This window comes from Pseudoalteromonas sp. S1727, assembly GCF_005886375.1.
GTDB classification, from domain to species: domain Bacteria; phylum Pseudomonadota; class Gammaproteobacteria; order Enterobacterales; family Alteromonadaceae; genus Pseudoalteromonas; species Pseudoalteromonas haloplanktis.
This window is the reverse complement of record NZ_PNDT01000031.1, coordinates 34,725-53,032: the sequence shown is the minus strand read 5'-3', so window position 1 is coordinate 53,032 and position 18,308 is coordinate 34,725. Positions and strand designations below refer to the sequence as shown.

Genomic DNA, 18,308 nt, shown 5'->3' with positions numbered 1-18,308 from the left:
ATGGATCCGCGGTCTCTACGAATAAAGATCGAGTGCTTTTTGTGGCTGCGCACTTTTACTATAACTAAGCTGTGCTTGAGCGAAATATGCCTTGCTATTTTCTCGGGTTAAGGCCTTATCAAATACCCGCGCGGCGAGGTCATACTCCCCATGCGCATTCGCAAGACAAGCAAGCGCAAGTAGCAAGTCTTGATTATCAGAGTCTTTCTTTAACGTATCTTGCAAACTTGCTTGTAATTTTAGCGCGTCTCCCGGTGCGGAGACTTTCAAAATCTGTGCAAGCTCGGCATGTTGCTCTGGTTTTTTCAGCATTTTTATCAGGCTTAACTCTATTTCATTTAAGCATCCGGCACTGGCCATTGCCGCTAAATAACAGTTCTGCGCTTTTGCTTTTACCGGCTTGGGTAACTGCTGGTATTTATCGGTTAATTGCGACTGTGGCTGCGCCATAAAATAGCTGGTTAATAACACTGTCCATTGGCTCTGTGTTAATGCTTTTTTAGCTAATAAACGCGGCATAAATTGCTCAAGTGCCGTCCATTTTTGCTGCTGCACAAGTACCTCAGCATAGAGTTTCAGTTCCAAGGCAGTGGCTTTCTTAGCCTCAGCCAACACCTTTAGCTCTCCCGCTACGGTGCTGCAATCACCACTGGCAAGCCAAAGTTTCGCGGCCTTCAATTGATTTGCTGGTGATATTTGATCAAGTAAACCAATTGCTTTACTCGGGTCATTATGCTGTAAAGCCGCTTTGGCTAGTAACGCATAGCGCACATCTTGCCAATTATCAGCCACGCTGTTGTTAGCCAGTGCAAGTTCAAGCTGTTCGCTATCGCCATTAATTAAGCTCCATACACCTTGCTCAATCGCAGCTTGCTTACGCTCTTCACTACGGGCAAAAAAACGATGACGAGTGTTGCTATACATAGACCAAATATAACGGATCAACTTATAAGTTAAATACAGCCCGAGCGCGATAACCAAAATGGTCGCACAAAAAGCGACAATAGACCCTTCAATAGTTGTTTGATTAAACGAAATTAATACATAACCCACTTCACCTATTAGCATCGGCGATAAAGCAAGCAGTAGCGCAACGGCTAAAATAACCAATATTAAGCGGATCATTGTGCCCACTCCTTGACCTGCTCAGTACTTTTCAAAGTGATAGCTGGACTAAAGTTTAACTGCTCTTTGCTCAACTCCTGCAACGTTTTAAGCGTACTTTTAGTGAGAGCGTCATCATGTTTAAAGTAATCTTTTACTAATACTTCGGCTTGACTCAACGCGGTAAAATAAACACTGGCTTGTTTAGTCAACAGTGCATCTTGCGCTTGCGATAAATATAAGCTTAAGCGCTGTTGGATAAGATGGCGCTCTTGCTCGGTTAATAAAGGTTCAATAGCAATATCTTCACGTTGGCGAATTTTAATAAAGTTATCTTTAAATTGCTGCCATGAATTCGCTAAGTTTTGCTGCCAATCACTGATATTCTCACTTAACGCATGTTGATCTTCTTGTTCCACTTCTTGTGGTAATGCCACCGCGTTAAAAACAAGCTTATCAACTTGCCCAAGCACGCCGTGCAGCGTTAAATAAATGGCTTCTACTGCCACCGGTTCAACAGTACTTAGCGCTTGCAAGTCTTGATGTATTGCCTGGCGAATAGCGCCTGTGCCGGGGTGTTCAGCAAGTAGCGCATCTAAGCGAGATAATACAGCCGTTGCACCTTGATAATCTTTTTCAGCCCACAATTTAAACTCAGCCATACGTTGCAAGCTGGTAACTTCTTGGGGGTTGAGGCTATAAGCTTGTTGCTCTGCACGCTGTAACGCACTTTCTAGTTGCTGCTGTGTTTGTGTTTTGCTTGCAGCTAAAGCTGCCGTCACTTTTTGCTCACTGTTAAACAAGGCTTGCTGCAAGGTTTGCTGGGCGACTTTTACGGCTTGTAGCTCTTTACCAAGCAGTTGGTTGTCAGCAGATAGTTGATTGATCACTTGATTAGCTTGCTGCTGCGTATTTAATTTTTGATAAAACTGATACCCCACCCCAGCTGCCACTATTAACGAGATCAGCAGTGCTAAGCTGCCAGTTTTACTTACTTTTTGTTTGTTAGTTGGGGGCGTTTCTTGTTTCATAGCAAAGTCTTTTTTTGTTGCCGAAGGAGAGTCTGTAACCTTAGTATTCACTTTGGTTGTACTGCTTTGTGCTGCTTTAGTGTCAGCTATTGGCTTTGTATCTTCACTCATAAGGGTACCTTCGCTGATACAAGTAAACATAGCGCTATCACTTGCACCTGCGGCAATGTGTATATTTGCCGAGTCAATCTGCTGCGCCGCAAGGTGTTCGCTAATGCGAGCACTGGCAACATAAAACTGACAGTGTCTTAACCATTCTAGTTGTTGCACGCTCAGCTGGCGAAAAATCGCGTCAACGGCCGCATTACTTGTAATGACTATACCTTTAACATCAATGCTTTGCCAGTGGTCTAGCCAGTCAGCTGAATTTCCCTCAGTAGGGCTACGTTGATAAACAACTAAATTATTTAAAAATGCTCCACGCTGTTTGAGCGTTTTTGCAATAGTAGGTCGGCCATCTTTGCCTTTCACTAAAACAATATTTTGCCCATCAATCTGCTGTAATGACTTCAGCGCTAATAATCCTTCAGAATCATGCTGCTTAGGCACCGCGGCGCGCACGCCAAATGCCTGCCAAATGGCTTCAGCAGTTTGTTCGCCTACAGCATAAAACTGTGCTTTGGTATTAATATCGGGTTTTAGAGCCAGTAGTGCATTGACGGCATCTTGAGAGATAAAAATAACTTTATCTGCATTCAGTAGAGGCGTTAGCTGGGTGTTGTTTGGTGTGAAATAATCGATCTTCAAAACTGGAAACAAGGTCGCCTGATAACCCTTCTGCGACAGTTGCTGCGCAAGGTCGGTGCCTTTTCCATGTGGGCGAGTTATCAGGATCTGTGCCATTTATGCGTCTCTATATACGTCTGCTAAAATTTTATCTGCACCTAATGCAAGTAATTGCTCGGCCAGTTGTATACCTAGTTGTTCTGCATCGCTGGCATTACCACTGATCTCAGCACGCAAAATTTCGCTGCCATCAATCGCGCCCACTAAGCCACGTAAATGCACTTGCTCGCCATCAACTAATGCATACGCACCAATTGGCACTTGGCAACCGCCTTCTAAACGGCGATTCATGGCACGCTCTGCATTTACACGAATACGCGTTTCATTGTGCTCTAGCGGTGCAAGTAATGCTTTGGTTACTTCATCATCAATACGACACTCAATACCTACCGCACCTTGACCATTAGCTGGTAGCGATTGCTCCGGCTCAATAAAGGCTTTAATGCGATCATGCATTTCTAAACGAATTAAACCTGCAGCCGCTAAAATAATCGCATCATATTGGCCATCATCAAGCTTGGCTAAACGCGTGTTCACGTTACCACGTAAATCACGAATTTCTAAATCAGGGCGCAATGCACGTATTTGGCACTGACGACGTAGACTGGATGTACCAACAATAGCACCTTGCGGTAACTGTGCAATATTATCAAAGCTATTCGATACAAACGCATCCCGTGGATCTTCGCGCTCACAAATAGTATGCAGCGCTAACCCTTGTGGAAAATCCACCGGTACATCTTTCATTGAATGCACAGCGATATCAGCACGGCCATCTAACATAGCTTGCTCAAGCTCTTTAACAAATAAGCCTTTACCGCCAATTTTTGCAAGCGGAGTATCGAGAATGATATCCCCTTGGGTCGACATAGGCACTAACTCAACCGTAAGATCAGCATGAAAATGCTCAAGTTGTGCTTTTACAAATTCCGCCTGCCACAGTGCTAAGGCACTTTTACGAGTCGCAATACGGATTAGTTGAGATTTTTTTGTCGCTTTTCCAATCATAAATAGAGTCCAATTAATTTTCTTTGCTGAGTCTCAAAGTACGCTAAACGCTTACTCAGCCAAAATGCGAAATTCTTTTTGTGCCAACAAATGGCCATGTTCATCAACAACATCAACGCGCCAATTACCAACTTGTTCAGGTAAAATCGTTTTATTAGAGAAAGTACGATAACGAGGCGAAGTAACATCGAGCTCAATGCTGGCTAGCACTTCATCTTCGTAGCGCCAAACATGCTTAACTTTTTGCCCTTGCAGGTTTTTGAGTTCACTAAAAAATGCCATCGTCTCTGTAAATTCATTAAAACGCACATCTGCTTTAAATACGTTAACCGGCTCACGGTCTACGACTTCACGCGTCAATACAGCTCGACTTACTTTGTCGGTATCAATTCGCGCACCAAGCGCAACGCTGGCCACATGTGCCGAAGGTGCAAAGCTATCAGTTTGTTGAACGGTTACCTCTTGTCCAACCAATTCCTCATTCGTATCAGGAATAACAGTGGTGCTAGCAGGTAACTCCTCGCGGACTTCTTGTTCCTGAACAGTAATTTGCGCTTCAGGCTCACTGGCTGATGCTGCAAGGTCATCAATATCAGGGTTTTCAATAACGGCTGCAATAACTGGTATTGCTGAGGCTGAATCAAGTTCAGTATCACTTTCCTCAATACGTGGGTCAGCTAGCTGCGGGTCATCAGTTACACTGTCAGTTACCACCTCCGCCACTGAGCTATCAATAGGCTGTTGATCATTTTGCTCGGCGTTTACCGAGCCCAATAGGCTATATGCAACAATAACTAACGCAAATACCACCAATAACATGACAGCCACAATGCGCTGCCAATGCCATTGATAGGTGACTTCTGGGGCAGTAGGTGCTGCTGCACGACTCATATTTGCGGTGATCACTATTTTTTGTTTCATTTTAGCCTCGGCTACTCAACACTATTAACTTAAGCGGGCAATTAACCAGTGGCGGATAGCCAATAGCTCTTCCCCACAGACCTGATGGCCCATAGGATAGTCTTGCCAACTTACCTCCATGTTATGCGCTACCAATACATCAAACGCATGACGGCCAGCCTCATAAGGTACGACTGGATCTTGGCTACCATGAGCCATAAATACATTTAAACCTGTTTGTTTTGCTTCAGCTGTTAATTTCTCAGGCACGCACATGTATGTCGACAACGCCATCACACCAGCCAGCTTTTGCTTTAAGCGCGGTGCTAAATGTAATGAAATAACGCCACCTTGAGAAAAACCAGCTAATATTATTTTATTTGCTGGAATGCCTTTCTCGAGTTCTTGATTGATCAATAACTCAACTTTAGCCGCTGATTCACACACCCCAGCTTCATCCGCACGTTTATCTAAATCCATTGATTTAATATCATACCAAGATCGCATAGCCATACCACCATTTATGGTGACCGGCTGTACTGGTGCATGGGGAAATACAAACCGCAAACCAAGCTCATCAGGTAACGCAAGTTGTGATGCAACAGGCAAAAAACCATCGCCTGAGTCGCCCAAGCCATGCAACCAAATAATCGTTGCTTTATGCTCACCCTTTGCCGGGTACTCTACAAACGCTAAACTCATAAGGCTGATTGCCACTCAACTGTTTGACCGGCCTGACGCGTGGTCGCCTCATTCATAAACTGCCAAAACTCAGCGCCCGAACGGTTATCAATCCACTGATCACCACGTAATTCAAAGTGATGACCATTAAACTTAGTTGCAACCCACACTTGATGTAAAGGCGCTTGCTTATTAATGACAATTTTACTGCGATCGGCAAAAATAATTTCCAAAATACCTTCGCCAGATTCATAGTCTAAGTCGGCTTCACAGTCATCCACTTGCTCTTCAATGGTAAACATAAGTGCTTCGGCTAATTGATGGTATTCATGATCAGTCATAATTGTTTCCTTTTACGGGCATTTAGCCAGGTATTCGGTACGAATTGCGTGCAACTAGTGTAACAGGAATAAATTCATCCGCGAATAGCTGCATTTTTTAGATATTCTGTTAATCTGCGATTATAAAGCCAGCAACACGATTAATCTAATGAAAGAGATGCATCTTAAACAATTAACACGACTTTCCTCACTCAGTGTACTTCTTATCGCTTTAGCTGGTTGCGGACAAAGTGGTCCACTGTATTTACCTGAAGAAAATGCAGAGCCGAATCAACCAGAACAAGTAGCGCCTGCCGCTACTAAAACACCGTCATCAACTACTGAATCGAAACAGGACCAATAATGGACTTTTTTGACTATAAAAATAATCAGCTACATGCTGAAGACATCGCTGTCAATGAGCTTGCAGCGCAATACGGCACACCTTGCTATATTTATTCACGCAAAACATTTGAACGTCATTATCTTGCTTTTGCTGAAGCGGCCACCAATCATAAAAACTTAGTGTGCTATGCTGTAAAAGCGAATTCAAACATTGCCGTGTTAAACGTGCTTGCGCGTTTAGGTTCAGGGTTTGATATTGTTTCTAAAGGTGAACTTGCGCGTGTTATTGAAGCAGGTGGTGATGCCAGTAAAGTAGTTTTTTCAGGGGTCGCAAAAACAGCTGACGAAATTGCCTATGCGCTAAAACTAGGCATTAAATGCTTCAATGTAGAGTCAGTGTCTGAATTAGATCGCATATCACACGTTGCTAGCGAGCTTAATTTAGTGGCGCCGATTTCGATTCGTGTAAACCCTGATATTGACGCTAAAACCCACCCTTACATTTCAACAGGCTTAAAAGAAAATAAATTCGGTATAGATATTCTAACGGCTGTAAGCGTTTATCAATATGCAGCATCATTACCTGGTTTAAAAATTACCGGCGTTGACTGCCATATAGGCTCTCAACTTACTGAAATAAAACCATTCCTAGAAGCCCTCGATAAAGTGCTGGCACTGATTGATGAGTTAAAAGCAAATGGCATTGAACTGAGCCACTTAGATATTGGCGGTGGCTTAGGCGTACCTTATAACGGTGAAACCCCGCCACACCCGAGCGAATACGTGGCACATATCACCGAGCGTTTAAGTGACTACCAACACCTAGAGCTTATTTTTGAGCCTGGCCGTGCAATTGCTGCTAATGCCGGTATTTTAGTTACTAAAGTTGAGTTTATTAAACAAAACCAAGATAAGTTTTTTGCGATCGTTGATGCCGGTATGAACGATATGCTGCGCCCTGCATTATATCAAGCATGGCAAAACATTGTGCCAGTAACCCCACGCAATGACGACACCCCCACCCACAATTTTGATATTGTTGGCCCTGTGTGTGAAACCGGTGACTTTTTAGGTAAAGATCGCATGTTGGCATTGCAACAAGGTGATTTACTAGCACAGCGCAGTGCGGGTGCATACGGCTTTACTATGAGTTCAAATTATAATTCTCGCCCTCGTGTGGCTGAGATTATGGTTGATGGTGAGCAGAGTCATTTGATCCGCGCACGTGAAACAATTGAAAGCTTATGGCAAGGTGAGAAAATTTTACCATAAACTTTTTGTAACACGGCTGCTCTGTGGCATGATTAGCGCAGAGCAACCCGAATTAGAGCGCTATGTTAGTTAATTTTTCCAAAATGCACGGCCTAGGCAACGATTTTGTTGTAATTGATAACATTACACAAAACGTTTTCCTGTCACGAGATCAAATAAGAAAACTGGCAGATCGCCATTTCGGCATCGGCTTTGACCAATTACTTATGGTAGAAGCGCCTTATTCTCCTGATCTTGATTTCCATTATCGTATTTTCAATGCCGATGGTAACGAAGTCGAACAATGTGGCAATGGCGCTCGCTGCTTTGCTCGTTTTGTACGAATGAAAGGCCTTACCAACAAGCATAAGGTTACCGTATCGACCAAATCAGGTAACTTGACTTTATATATTGAAAAAGATGGTCAAGTAACAGTCAATATGGGTCATCCTAATTTCGAGCCAAGTAAAATACCGCTCAAAGCGACTAAGCGTGAACTCACTTATATTATCCGCGCTGAAGAACACACCGTATTTAGCGGTGCTGTATCAATGGGTAACCCACATTGCGTACTGGAGGTGGATGACATAGATACCGCCGACGTAAACACCCTAGGGCCATTACTTGAAAATCACGAACGTTTTCCGCAGCGAGTTAACGTTGGCTTTATGCAGGTGATCAACCCAGAGCACATTAAACTGCGAGTTTGGGAGCGCGGCGTTAGTGAAACTCTGGCTTGCGGTACCGGTGCTTGTGCCGCGATGGTGATTGGCCAAATTCAAAGTAAACTCTCTACCACAGTGCAGGTCGATTTACCTGGCGGTAGTTTGCAAATTCGCTGGCAAGGTGAAGGTCACCCGGTAAGAATGACAGGCCCTGCTGAACATGTATTTGATGGACAAGTTGCTTTATGAGTCAAATAACACCTGAACAAGTTGCTGATTTTTTACGTGAAAACCCATGCTTTTTACAGCAAAACAGTGACCTTTTAGCGCAATTAGAGCTTCAGCAACATGCGCAAGGTGCAACCTCATTGGTGCATATTCAACAACGCCAATTACGTGAGCATAATACGATGCTAAAAAGTAAAATAGCCTCCTTGATTGCGCATGCCAAAGAAAACGAGCTCATTTATAGCTTATTTAGTGAATGTCATCGTCAGCTTTGGACTAACTACGATTTTAAAACCTTAGCTATTAACTTACGTAATATTATTTGTACTAACCCTGCTATTAGTGAATGCCACTTACTAAAGTATGAAAGTAAGTTTGATGAGCTAATTGCCCATCGTTTACAACCAGGCGGCATTTATCTAGGTCGCGTAAATCAGCAAGAGCGAGACTTACTGTTTAAAATTGATATCCAATCAAGTGCACTGTATTTAATTGGCAACAGTCAGCACCCTATCGCTATTTTGGCATTTGGTAGCGCAGATCCGAATCATTTCGAGCCAGCAAAAGACAGCTTATTTGTGCTTGAGTTTGTGCGCTCATTGCAACTCAGATTGCTGGAGTTAGAACAGGAACTTGCATGAGCGAGCAGCTCCCACCTGATATAGCAGAGCTTTGCGAGCAACTAAGCGATGCATGGCGCACACCTATTCAACAATTTAGCGACTACCTTAAGTTTGAAAAACAATACTCACCACACACGATAACGCAATACACCAGCCAGCTTGGTTTTGCAGCCTTATACTTCAGTAAACTCTGCGATGATTGGTCAAATGTGCAAGGTGAACATATACGTCGTTACAGTATGCAGCTCAGAGGCAAACAATTAAGCGGACGCACAATTAGCTTAAAACTCAGCTGTATTCGCAGCTTATATAAGTTTTTAAAAACAAAGAATACCAATCAACAACACCATTACCATAATCCAGCACAGGCAATCAAAGGCCCTAAATTTGCCAAGCCACTGCCAAAAAATCTCGATGTTGATCAAATGACGCGGTTACTTGATATTCAAGACGATGACCCACTAGCAATACGTGACCAGGCGATGATGGAATTAATGTATTCTTCTGGCTTAAGGATAAGCGAGTTAGTCGGCGCCAACTTACAGGATATTAACCGCAGTTCAGCTGAAATTTTAGTCCGCGGTAAAGGCAATAAAGAACGCCTCTTACCGGTTGGTGGTAAGGCGTTAGAATCACTAAATAAGTGGTTAAAGCTTCGGCCGCAATTTGCTCACCCTGATGAAGTTGCGATATTTGTTAGTAGTAAAAAATGTCGTATATCCGCGCGTCACGTGCGGCTCAGAATGCAAGAGTGGGGTATAAAACAAGGCATTAGTAGCCAGGTACATCCGCATAAATTGCGCCATTCATTTGCTTCACATATATTAGAATCATCAGGCGACTTACGAGCTGTACAAGAGTTATTAGGTCATAGCAGTTTATCAGCAACCCAAGTGTACACTCATTTAGACTTTCAGCATTTAGCCAAAGTGTACGACAACACTCACCCTCGCGCTAAAAAGCGCTCAAATACCGACTAGCCAGGAGCTGATATGATCCGCTTTAATCGTGCCATAAGCCATTTTTCTGTACTCAGTTTTGATTTAGATGACACACTATACAACAATCACCCCATCATCAAAGCGGCTGTGCAAGCACAAATAGATTACCTCAATGCGCTTCCCAACTGGCAAGCGCAAGGCAAAAACTACTGGCAACAATGCCGAGAACAAGCGGTAATTGACAACCCTGAACTCATCGACAACGTAACTCAATGGCGTAAAAGCACATTACGAGTGGCACTTGCCAAGCTCGGCTACCAAGGAGTAGAGCTGGAACAGCACGCTAATAACGCATACCAAGCATTTGCCGATGCACGCAGCCAAATTACGGTTAGTGATGAAGTGCTTGAGCTCCTCGCTAAACTTACAAAGCACTATCGTTTAATTGCTATAACCAATGGCAATGTTGAAGTAGAGCGATTTAACTTAAACGGTGTATTTGAGCTGGTGCTGCAAGCGGGCATTCACGGTAAAGCAAAACCGCATGCCACTATGTTCGAACAAGCATGTAATCATTTAAACGTAGCACCACAACAAATTTTACATATCGGCGATAGTTTAGATACTGACGTACACGGCGCGCATAATGCAGGCTGCCAATCTATATGGCTCAATAACCAAGCCGCAAACTATGCATATAAAGGCTTAGCCGACATTGAAATTAAAGATATTCAAGCGCTAAAGTACTTTTTAAAGTAACGGGAGTTTAAAATGAAAAGGACGTTTTCCACATACTTACTCATCACGGCGTTAACCGCCTCCGTTGCGTTGAATGGCTATTTATTATGGCCAACAGAAGTCGTTAGGCCCAGTAAAGAGGCTGTTACACAATCTAAAACACAGCAACCGCCCTCAGAGTTATTTAGCCCTTATTACCAACAAGCTATACGGCAGTTTGACCAGCAACAGTTTAGCGCTGCCGTTGCCAGTTATCAGCAATTACACACAGCCCAACCATTACAAGCTGAGCAGCTATATTTTCAATGGCGTAATAGCGTAGAGGATTGGCTGAACGATGGGCAATTGACGACCGTTGAGCGTTTTTTACAGGCCTTTTTAACCAGCGAACCTTACAATGTCAGTATGTTACAACTTGATGCCGAGCGCTTAGTAAAAAGCCAACAACCCAATCAAGCCATTGTGGCATTGTTAGCTTTACAATCACTTGCCAATGAAAGTCAGTTAGCAGCCATAAATATGCGCTTAACCCAGCTTACTATTGCCCAACTACAGGCACTCAATGAACGTAGGGCATGGCAAACAATTACTGAACAAACACTGGCGTGGCTTGATTATGATAATGAAAACCCTCGTTATTTATTTGCCCTTGCGCATGCTTATTATCAGCTCAATGACTTACCCAGTGCACAGTCAAGTTTAGACCGCCTACCTCTGGAACACCCATTGCAAAGTCAAGCAGCTGCATTACAAGAGCAAATTAACCATGCCATTAACGGCCTAGATAAAGTCCCTTTAGAAAAACGAGGAGCGCATTACCTTATTGATATCATTATTAATAACGATGTAAATACGCAACTGATGATAGATACTGGAGCAAGCTTTACGGTACTACCAAAGCAACTGTTAGAGTCGCTCTACCCACAACCAAAATATATCAACGAGATGACCGTAAATACAGCTAATGGCCAAGTAAAGGCTGCTCACTATCAAGTTGAGTCGATTAAAATTGGCCAACAAATTTTACACAACTTTGACATTTTGGTGATCAACAATCATAGTGGCTATGGCCTATTAGGAATGAATTTTTTACAACATTTTAAATTTAATATTAATCAGCTAGATAATCAGCTTGAACTAGAAAAACAATAACTTAATTTAAGGATAAACATGACACTCAACGATTTTTTAAGCCGCTTAGCTGAACAACCGCAACAGCTTGAGTTTAGCGATTGCATGGCAGTGATTGATGCAAATTATCGCTTTACGCCAAGCGCATTTAATAACCACGGTTTAAAAAGTGCTGCTGGTGAAAACAACGGCTCGTGCAAAATTTTTGCTTTTGCTAAGCTCAACCAATTAAGCAAACAAAATACCTTAGATTGCTTTGGCGCATTTTACCGCGAGGATGTATTAGGAAATCCTGATGGTCACGATCATATGAACATTCGTACCTTTATGCTCGCACCCGAAGCCACGCCATTTTTAGGACTGACTTTTGAGCAACAACCGTTGTTAGAAATAGCCTAAAGCTCTTTTTCCATAAAGTAGCGCGTGCCTGAAAGCGGATAATTATTTAATTGGTATTTCACCACATAGCCGTTTTTTTCATAAAACGGCTTAGCCTGAAAATCTAACGTATCTAACTGAGCCCATTTAGCGCCAAGTTGTTGCCCATGCTCCTCAATTGTATGTAATAGCTGAGTCGCCAAACCATGACCACGCGCAGTCTCAGCACACCACAACCAGCTTATCATTAACCAATTACCAAATACCTGAGCAGTGATCCCTGCCACTAGCTGCTGATTTTCATCGACAAACTTAAACCCTAAAGGAATTCTCTGCGTATCAAAGTGCGCTTGATTATAAGCCTGCATGGCGGATCTTAATTCCTCTTGCAAACACTGTGAGTCATCTCGCTGTAGTGAGTACATTCATAACCCCTTCAAAAAATAATAACCCATCATTAGCTTGTGGCTTGTTATACTCGCAGCATTATTAACTGTCCAGCTTATGCTATGATTGAAAAAACTCGCCTTGCTAAATACCTTGCCCATGCGGGTATTTGCTCTCGTAAACAAGCATCTCGATTAATTGATCAAGGCATTGTAACTGTGAACGCCCACCCCGCGAATCATATTGATCATGTAGATGACAGCGACGATATACGTGTTAATGGCGAGCGCATTCAAGGTGCGGCCCCACTGGTTTACTTTGCCTACCACAAACCCGTTGGTATTGACTGTAAACTTAATCAAACCGACTCCAGCAGCTTGATTCATCACCTGCCACAAACAACCCGAGTGTATCCAATTGGCAGGCTAGATAAAGACTCTCGAGGTTTACTAATACTGACCAATGATGGCGAATTTTGTAATCAGCTGATCCATCCTGATTTTCACCAGCCAAAGCGTTATTTAGTGACTGTAGATAAGCCACTTGATGATAATTTTTGCCAAACAATGGCAAACGGTGTGCCCGTAGACAAGCACATTACTTTACCTTGCACAGTTGAAAAAATAACAGAGCACCAGTTTAGTATTATTTTAAAACAAGGGCTTAACCGTCAAATACGAAAAATGGCGCACTACTGTGGCTATAAGGTTACCGATCTTTACCGTGAACAAATTGCTCATCTCGAATTAACGCCACTCAACCTAGCAGAAAATAGCTACCAGCAAATAAACAAGTCTGACATTCTAAAAAATTAATTAATTTTTGCACAAACTAGTTGCAAAAAATGATTACAGGTGTAATCTCAGCTTAAAGATTACACTTGTAGGCGACATTCATGATTGAATTATCGAAAGCAGAATTTGAAGTGCTCGATGCACTTTGGCTAAATTACCCAGCAACAGCAAGCCAGATCATCGACCGTTTAAGCGATGAAAAACAGTGGCACGAAAAAACCATTAAAACCTTACTTGGACGACTGGTAAAAAAAGGCGCTCTCAGCTTTGAAAAAGAGGGCCGCCAATATATTTATACGCCCTGTATGGAACGCGCTGAATACACACTCAAGGAAAGCCAAAACTTTATAGAGCGATTTTTTAGCGGCCGTATTGCACCTTTGGTAAGTGGTTTTGCTAAATCAGAACAACTTTCGCAACAAGACATCAATGAACTTAAGAAAGTCATTGATGAGTGGGAAAAGCAGCAAAAGTAAGGATTCAACATGCTAGAAATAACCTTTAATTGGCTTATTGAGCAACAACTCTTATTCAGCATACTGATAGTTAGTCTACTCGTGTTAGAGCGCTACGCATTAAAATGGCTCAATGCAAATTTTGTCTATAAATTGTGGCTATTAATCCCCATTGCACTACTGCTGGCAAATTTGCCAGCACACTTAAAACCATTACAAAGTGCCGCTATTAGCACTATGTTGATCACCCCAAATAAAGCGTTGGGTGCTAATTTTAGTATTAGTTGGGCGCTACTCTACGGCGTGATATTCAGCCTATTAGCTGTGATCACCGCATTGACGCATCAGCGTTTTATCAAACAGTTGCAATTAACGCCTCTAAACGATAAATCGTTTGCTAGGGATAACCCAACTATTCAGTTACTACAAAGTGATGTAGTGAGTACGCCGATGGTGATTGGGTTATTACGTACACAGTTAGTGTTACCAACAGGCTATCTGCAAAAAACCGATAGCGTCTCATTAAAGCTCATCATTGAGCATGAAAAAGTACATATAAAACGTGCCGATAACTTATTAAATATGTTGTTACTAATAACAACATTGGTGTTTTGGTTTAACCCACTTGCTTGGCTTGGTTACCTGAGTTTCAGGCGCCTACAAGAGCTTTCATGTGACGAAACAGTACTCGCTAATAAAAACACCCAACAACGGATTTTATACAGCAAGGCCCTCATTAATTGTGCAGCAAGTAGTCGCGCAGGCTTGATGGCTTATTCACACTATGGAGATAAAAACACTATGTTACAACGACTCAATCAAATCAAAAATAACGGCAACAGCTCACTGGTTGCCAAGGCTGCTCTGCTCATTTTTGCTGCGGGAATGTTAAGCAGCTTTGCAATTGCTAAACAACCAGAGGCAAAAGCCCAGAAGCAGTCAATTTCACCGATCATGCGCATTGAACCTCTTTATCCAAAGCAAGCAGCTGAGCAAGGGATCAGTGGTTCTGTGGTATTAAAGTACGACATTGACCCTGCTGGAAACACCGCAAATATCTCAGTGGTAAACGCAAAACCAGAGGGCGTATTTAATAGGGAAGCAAAAAGAGCATTAAAGCAGTGGCAATATAAGCCTTCGAACTTTGGCTTTAAAGATGTACTGGTACAACTGGATTTTGCCATAGATAAGCATTACAAATCAGATGATCTCATCGAAAAGGTAACAGTTGCGGCTAAATAAGTCACAAACCGCAAAGACCCTAAAGCAAGCGCCTTGTTTAAGCCGCTTGCTTTAGCGTTTTCAGAACTAATCTATAAACACACAGCAAGTAGCGCACAAATTAATAATAGTCATTATTACTCCTCACCAACTTAGCACAGCGAAGCGCGTAGTGTAAAAACGAGTAATAAAAAAGCCGCCGTTGCTTACTAAACAATGGCGGCTAACAATAACATCACCTTTACTATAGCTCAGTGCAAACATTATGAAACTGTGACATATTGTCGCAGCTGAGTTATTTTCATTTTAGCTATTTTTAGTTCGCTTTAGAGCCCTGGCACTGATAACGTATTGGTTCCTCTTACTTGCCATTTTTTATTATGATCTGGATATTCTTAACTATTTTAGCTGCTTTTATGCAGTCGTGGCGCAACGCTTTGCAAAGTCAGCTAAGTGCACATGTTAGTGTTGCGGGAGTCACTTTAGCGCGTTTTATACTAGCAAGCCCGCTAGCGTTGGTTTACTTACTGGCATTATATAGCTACCAAGATGCTCCTTTACCCTCCTTTAACCTCCATTTTATTGGTTATATTATCGGCGCAGCTATTGTGCAAATTATTGCCACTGGGCTAATGGTGAAGTTATTTAAAATGAATAACTTTGCAGTGGGTGCAGGCCTTGCAAAAAGCGAAGCTCTGGTCGCCGCTATTTTAGGGGTACTGTTTTTTGGTGCGACCTTATCTTTACTTGGTTGGTTAGGCGTATTTCTTGGCTCCATTGCAGTATTACTATTGAGTGGCATTACTAATGTTAAGCACTTTAGCTTGAAAACAGCCTTGTTAGGTTTAGCCTGCGGCACTGCATTTGCTCTATCTTCATCGTGGATCAGAGAAGCAAGTTTGAGCTCTGGGCTTGCATTTCCTTATTCAGCAGCCTGGGTTTTACTGCTTATTATTAGCTTACAAACCATAATGCTGGGTGGTTACATTGCAGTGAAAGAACGTCCGACATTTCGCGCTATGTGGATACATAAAAAAACCACCAGTGCAGTTAGTTTTTTCAGTTGTATTGGCTCCATAGGCTGGTTTAGTGCGATGAGCTTACAACATGTCGCCTATGTTAAAACCTTAGGGCAAGTGGAAGTGTTTTTTACCATCTTGATTTCCGTATTATGGCTCAAACAGCCTTTAAAACGTCAAGACAGCGCAGGACTGCTATTAATTGCCATAGCTGCAGTTTTAGTGATGTTTCCCTCAGCATAAAAAGCGGCCCCCATAGGGCCGCACCGAATTTTTAAATGTACTGTTAATGACTAATTTTCAACGTGATCACGCCACTGATGATCATTAACACACCAGCAATACGGCCAAATGTGGCCGCGTCATTATAAAACAATATCCCTACTAAGAATGTCCCTGCGGCACCAATACCAGTCCAAACCGCATAGGAGGTCCCCATAGAAATATCCCGTTGAGCCAGCCATAACATAAAACCACTCGCGACCATAAATGCCACCGCAATAGCAATTCCTAGCCATCGGTTTTCTCCCTCTTGCGACATTTTTAATCCCACTGGCCAGCCGATTTCAAGCAAACCGGCGATAATTAAATAAATCCACGCCATTAATTAACACTCTTTTTCAATATTACGTCATATAAATCTTCGCGACGGTCTTTTAAGTTTCGTACAGTTCCTTCGCTATGTAGAATTTTTAATTTATCCATATCTAAATCACTAAATAACAACATTTCAGTATTCGGCGTTGCTTCGTTTAGTACGGCATCATGCGGGAACGAAAAATCTGATGGCGTTAGCACAGCTGATTGCGAATATTGCACATCCAGGCTTTCCACTTCAGGTAAGTTACCCACAGAACCGGCAATAACCACATAACACTCGTTTTCAATAGCACGTGCTTGTGCACAATGGCGTACGCGTAGGTAACTATTTTTAGTGTCAGTCCAAAATGGTACAAATAAAATATCGAGCCCTTGCTTGGCTAAAATTCGCGACAACTCAGGAAACTCAACGTCATAGCAAATTTGAATGCCGACTCGTCCTGCGTCAGTATCAAATACAGCGATTTTATCGCCGCCTTGAATCACCCAATCATTTTGCTCATGTGGCGTGATATGAATCTTGCGTTGTTCGTCAATTTTACCGCTGCGATGGCATAAATAGCTGACATTATAAATTTTATCTTCTTCAGCCAATGGCATAGAGCCAGTAATAATATTGGCATTGTATTCAACCGCCATACGCGACATTGCATCACGAAAAGTTTCTGTGTATTCCGCTAAATTGCGGATCGCTTCAGTCTGACTTTTCTGCTCTGTTAACCCCATTAAAGGCGCATTAAAGAACTCTGGAAACAAAATAAAGTCACTTTTATAGTCAGAAACAGTATCAACAAAATATTCCACTTGTTTTAGCAGCTCATCAACCGAATCTACGCAGCGCATTTGCCACTGCACAGCCCCGACCCGTACTATTGATTTAGTAGATTCAAGCACTGTATCCGTGGGTTCAAACATAATGTTATTCCACTCTAATAAAGTGGCATAACCTACCGACTCCTGATCTTCAGGCAAATATTTTTTTAGTAATCGCTTAACTTGGAAATCATTTGATAATTGAAAACTTAAAATCGGATCATATAACTCCTTATGATCAACTTTCTCAATATATTGTGTCGGTGTCATGTCATTGCTGTGATTGTAATAACGCGGGATCCGCCCACCAGCTAGAATAGCGCGTAAGTTGTATTGACGGCATAATTCTTTACGCGCATCGTACAGTCGTCGCCCTAAACGCATACCACGATGAGTTGGCGAAATAACCACATCTAAACCGTACAAAGCATCACCATCAGGATCGCTGAATACCCGATCATGACCATCAACTATATCTTCATAAGTATGTGGATTTGAAAATCGTGCATAATCCACTTGGACGCTCAAAGCGATCCCCACTAATACACCATCATCCACCATGCCCAACTGGCCTTCTGGAAACTGGTCAATTAATCTAAAAATGGTATGGCTAGGCCATGCACCGCCTAAACCTGGGTAGGCTTGATCCATCAAGGTTTTTATTTGTGGGTACTGCTCTTTGGTTAAATTACAAATCTCAAGATGGGTTTTTTCTGCCGACATACACAACTCCTTTAGGCGTAGGACATTAAATTCGATAAACAAACCAACATATACGTTATTAGCTCTGAACACATGCTTAGCAAGCATATTCAGCACTGATTATTTATTTTAAGATAGCACCAACAGCAGTGTTGAAGTAAGTAAAGTAAGCATTTATTTTTGTTTT

Annotated in this window: 21 protein-coding genes; 12 read left to right on the top strand and 9 right to left on the bottom strand. The window is 42.4% G+C overall.

All coding sequences use genetic code 11. The features are described from left to right. Positions 1–15: 15 nt before the first annotated feature. Genes CWB85_RS09550 through cyaY form a run of 6 tightly spaced genes read right to left on the bottom strand, consistent with a single transcriptional unit; the run spans position 16 to position 5,851 of the window. Positions 16–1,125, bottom strand: coding sequence for a heme biosynthesis HemY N-terminal domain-containing protein (locus CWB85_RS09550; RefSeq protein ID WP_138554731.1), 1,110 nt, complete (start codon positions 1,123–1,125; stop codon positions 16–18). Then, complete coding sequence (locus CWB85_RS09545) at positions 1,122–2,978, bottom strand: uroporphyrinogen-III C-methyltransferase (RefSeq protein ID WP_138554730.1); 1,857 nt, start codon at positions 2,976–2,978, stop codon at positions 1,122–1,124. Before CWB85_RS09545 ends, CWB85_RS09550 begins: the two co-directional genes overlap by 4 nt. Continuing rightward, a complete protein-coding gene (hemC, locus tag CWB85_RS09540) occupies positions 2,979–3,929 on the bottom strand; it encodes a hydroxymethylbilane synthase (RefSeq protein WP_016710000.1) in 951 nt (316 codons plus the stop codon). It lies immediately after the preceding gene. Between the two features lie 51 nt (positions 3,930–3,980). After that, complete coding sequence (locus CWB85_RS09535; RefSeq protein WP_138554729.1) at positions 3,981–4,850, bottom strand: DUF2914 domain-containing protein; 870 nt, start codon at positions 4,848–4,850, stop codon at positions 3,981–3,983. Between the two features lie 24 nt (positions 4,851–4,874). After that, complete coding sequence (locus CWB85_RS09530) at positions 4,875–5,531, bottom strand: alpha/beta hydrolase (protein ID WP_029216242.1); 657 nt, start codon at positions 5,529–5,531, stop codon at positions 4,875–4,877. Next, entirely contained in the window at positions 5,528–5,851 is a 324-nt protein-coding gene (gene cyaY, locus CWB85_RS09525; protein WP_138554728.1) for an iron donor protein CyaY, read from the bottom strand. Before cyaY ends, CWB85_RS09530 begins: the two co-directional genes overlap by 4 nt. A 148-nt stretch (positions 5,852–5,999) precedes the next feature. Here cyaY and lptM point away from each other — a divergent pair, with 148 nt between their 5' ends. The 8 genes from lptM (at position 6,000) to CWB85_RS09485 (ending at position 12,151) form a co-directional block, all read left to right on the top strand. Then, positions 6,000–6,194: an LPS translocon maturation chaperone LptM gene (gene lptM / locus CWB85_RS09520; RefSeq protein WP_016709996.1), complete on the top strand. Its 195-nt coding sequence runs from the start codon at positions 6,000–6,002 to the stop codon at positions 6,192–6,194. Next, positions 6,194–7,447 carry a diaminopimelate decarboxylase gene (gene lysA, locus CWB85_RS09515; RefSeq protein WP_138554727.1) on the top strand — a complete coding sequence of 418 codons (1,254 nt, stop codon included), beginning with the start codon at positions 6,194–6,196 and terminating at the stop codon, positions 7,445–7,447. Before lptM ends, lysA begins: the two co-directional genes overlap by 1 nt. Positions 7,448–7,509: 62 nt before the next feature. Beyond that, positions 7,510–8,340: a diaminopimelate epimerase gene (gene dapF, locus CWB85_RS09510; protein ID WP_138554726.1), complete on the top strand. Its 831-nt coding sequence runs from the start codon at positions 7,510–7,512 to the stop codon at positions 8,338–8,340. Then, entirely contained in the window at positions 8,337–8,960 is a 624-nt protein-coding gene (locus CWB85_RS09505; RefSeq protein WP_138554725.1) for a DUF484 family protein, read from the top strand. Before dapF ends, CWB85_RS09505 begins: the two co-directional genes overlap by 4 nt. Continuing rightward, positions 8,957–9,922: a tyrosine recombinase XerC gene (locus CWB85_RS09500; RefSeq protein ID WP_016709992.1), complete on the top strand. Its 966-nt coding sequence runs from the start codon at positions 8,957–8,959 to the stop codon at positions 9,920–9,922. The genes CWB85_RS09505 and CWB85_RS09500 overlap by 4 nt, the downstream gene beginning before the upstream one ends. Positions 9,923–9,934: 12 nt before the next feature. Next, on the top strand, positions 9,935–10,642 hold the full coding sequence (locus CWB85_RS09495) for an HAD-IA family hydrolase (protein WP_138554724.1): 708 nt from the start codon (positions 9,935–9,937) through the stop codon (positions 10,640–10,642). Between the two features lie 12 nt (positions 10,643–10,654). Further along, positions 10,655–11,773: a TIGR02281 family clan AA aspartic protease gene (locus CWB85_RS09490; protein ID WP_016709990.1), complete on the top strand. Its 1,119-nt coding sequence runs from the start codon at positions 10,655–10,657 to the stop codon at positions 11,771–11,773. A gap of 18 nt (positions 11,774–11,791) precedes the next feature. After that, the gene (locus CWB85_RS09485) at positions 11,792–12,151 is read left to right on the top strand and encodes a HopJ type III effector protein (protein ID WP_016709989.1); all 360 of its coding nucleotides are present in this window, start codon (positions 11,792–11,794) and stop codon (positions 12,149–12,151) included. On the opposite strand, the gene CWB85_RS09480 is transcribed toward CWB85_RS09485, so the two are convergent. Then, entirely contained in the window at positions 12,148–12,555 is a 408-nt protein-coding gene (locus tag CWB85_RS09480) for a GNAT family N-acetyltransferase (protein WP_138554723.1), read from the bottom strand. The two genes, CWB85_RS09485 and CWB85_RS09480, sit on opposite strands and share 4 nt — an antisense overlap. Before the next feature lie 84 nt (positions 12,556–12,639). Here CWB85_RS09480 and CWB85_RS09475 point away from each other — a divergent pair, with 84 nt between their 5' ends. The 4 genes from CWB85_RS09475 to CWB85_RS09460 all read left to right on the top strand — a co-directional run bounded on the left by CWB85_RS09475 (position 12,640) and on the right by CWB85_RS09460 (position 16,249). Beyond that, positions 12,640–13,332 carry a pseudouridine synthase gene (locus tag CWB85_RS09475; protein ID WP_138554722.1) on the top strand — a complete coding sequence of 231 codons (693 nt, stop codon included), beginning with the start codon at positions 12,640–12,642 and terminating at the stop codon, positions 13,330–13,332. 80 nt (positions 13,333–13,412) lie between these two features. Beyond that, positions 13,413–13,787: a BlaI/MecI/CopY family transcriptional regulator gene (locus tag CWB85_RS09470; protein WP_016709986.1), complete on the top strand. Its 375-nt coding sequence runs from the start codon at positions 13,413–13,415 to the stop codon at positions 13,785–13,787. Between the two features lie 9 nt (positions 13,788–13,796). Continuing rightward, entirely contained in the window at positions 13,797–15,008 is a 1,212-nt protein-coding gene (locus CWB85_RS09465; RefSeq protein WP_138554721.1) for a M56 family metallopeptidase, read from the top strand. 359 nt (positions 15,009–15,367) lie between these two features. Continuing rightward, positions 15,368–16,249, top strand: a complete 882-nt coding sequence (locus tag CWB85_RS09460) for a DMT family transporter (protein WP_138554720.1) — start codon at positions 15,368–15,370, stop codon at positions 16,247–16,249. 43 nt (positions 16,250–16,292) lie between these two features. Here CWB85_RS09460 and CWB85_RS09455 read toward each other — a convergent pair whose 3' ends face one another. Beyond that, positions 16,293–16,610: a DMT family transporter gene (locus CWB85_RS09455; protein ID WP_016709982.1), complete on the bottom strand. Its 318-nt coding sequence runs from the start codon at positions 16,608–16,610 to the stop codon at positions 16,293–16,295. Beyond that, positions 16,610–18,142, bottom strand: a complete 1,533-nt coding sequence (locus tag CWB85_RS09450) for a bifunctional GNAT family N-acetyltransferase/carbon-nitrogen hydrolase family protein (RefSeq protein WP_138554719.1) — start codon at positions 18,140–18,142, stop codon at positions 16,610–16,612. Before CWB85_RS09450 ends, CWB85_RS09455 begins: the two co-directional genes overlap by 1 nt. Between the last annotated feature and the right edge of the window lie 166 nt (positions 18,143–18,308).

Bases quoted from the DNA above. Each gene is read 5' to 3' on its own strand.
- CWB85_RS09465 (WP_138554721.1), top strand. From the start codon at position 13,797: ATGCTAGAAATAACCTTTAATTGGCTTATTGAGCAACAACTCTTATTC.
- CWB85_RS09530 (WP_029216242.1), bottom strand. From the start codon at position 5,531: ATGAGTTTAGCGTTTGTAGAGTACCCGGCAAAGGGTGAGCATAAAGCA.
- CWB85_RS09550 (WP_138554731.1), bottom strand. From the start codon at position 1,125: ATGATCCGCTTAATATTGGTTATTTTAGCCGTTGCGCTACTGCTTGCT.
- CWB85_RS09490 (WP_016709990.1), top strand. From the start codon at position 10,655: ATGAAAAGGACGTTTTCCACATACTTACTCATCACGGCGTTAACCGCC.
- lysA (WP_138554727.1), top strand. From the start codon at position 6,194: ATGGACTTTTTTGACTATAAAAATAATCAGCTACATGCTGAAGACATC.
- CWB85_RS09545 (WP_138554730.1), bottom strand. From the start codon at position 2,978: ATGGCACAGATCCTGATAACTCGCCCACATGGAAAAGGCACCGACCTT.
- CWB85_RS09470 (WP_016709986.1), top strand. From the start codon at position 13,413: ATGATTGAATTATCGAAAGCAGAATTTGAAGTGCTCGATGCACTTTGG.
- CWB85_RS09495 (WP_138554724.1), top strand. From the start codon at position 9,935: ATGATCCGCTTTAATCGTGCCATAAGCCATTTTTCTGTACTCAGTTTT.
- CWB85_RS09485 (WP_016709989.1), top strand. From the start codon at position 11,792: ATGACACTCAACGATTTTTTAAGCCGCTTAGCTGAACAACCGCAACAG.
- CWB85_RS09455 (WP_016709982.1), bottom strand. From the start codon at position 16,610: ATGGCGTGGATTTATTTAATTATCGCCGGTTTGCTTGAAATCGGCTGG.
- CWB85_RS09500 (WP_016709992.1), top strand. From the start codon at position 8,957: ATGAGCGAGCAGCTCCCACCTGATATAGCAGAGCTTTGCGAGCAACTA.
- CWB85_RS09460 (WP_138554720.1), top strand. From the start codon at position 15,368: ATGATCTGGATATTCTTAACTATTTTAGCTGCTTTTATGCAGTCGTGG.
- cyaY (WP_138554728.1), bottom strand. From the start codon at position 5,851: ATGACTGATCATGAATACCATCAATTAGCCGAAGCACTTATGTTTACC.
- lptM (WP_016709996.1), top strand. From the start codon at position 6,000: ATGAAAGAGATGCATCTTAAACAATTAACACGACTTTCCTCACTCAGT.
- CWB85_RS09475 (WP_138554722.1), top strand. From the start codon at position 12,640: ATGATTGAAAAAACTCGCCTTGCTAAATACCTTGCCCATGCGGGTATT.
- CWB85_RS09535 (WP_138554729.1), bottom strand. From the start codon at position 4,850: ATGAAACAAAAAATAGTGATCACCGCAAATATGAGTCGTGCAGCAGCA.
- dapF (WP_138554726.1), top strand. From the start codon at position 7,510: ATGTTAGTTAATTTTTCCAAAATGCACGGCCTAGGCAACGATTTTGTT.
- CWB85_RS09450 (WP_138554719.1), bottom strand. From the start codon at position 18,142: ATGTCGGCAGAAAAAACCCATCTTGAGATTTGTAATTTAACCAAAGAG.
- CWB85_RS09505 (WP_138554725.1), top strand. From the start codon at position 8,337: ATGAGTCAAATAACACCTGAACAAGTTGCTGATTTTTTACGTGAAAAC.
- hemC (WP_016710000.1), bottom strand. From the start codon at position 3,929: ATGATTGGAAAAGCGACAAAAAAATCTCAACTAATCCGTATTGCGACT.
- CWB85_RS09480 (WP_138554723.1), bottom strand. From the start codon at position 12,555: ATGTACTCACTACAGCGAGATGACTCACAGTGTTTGCAAGAGGAATTA.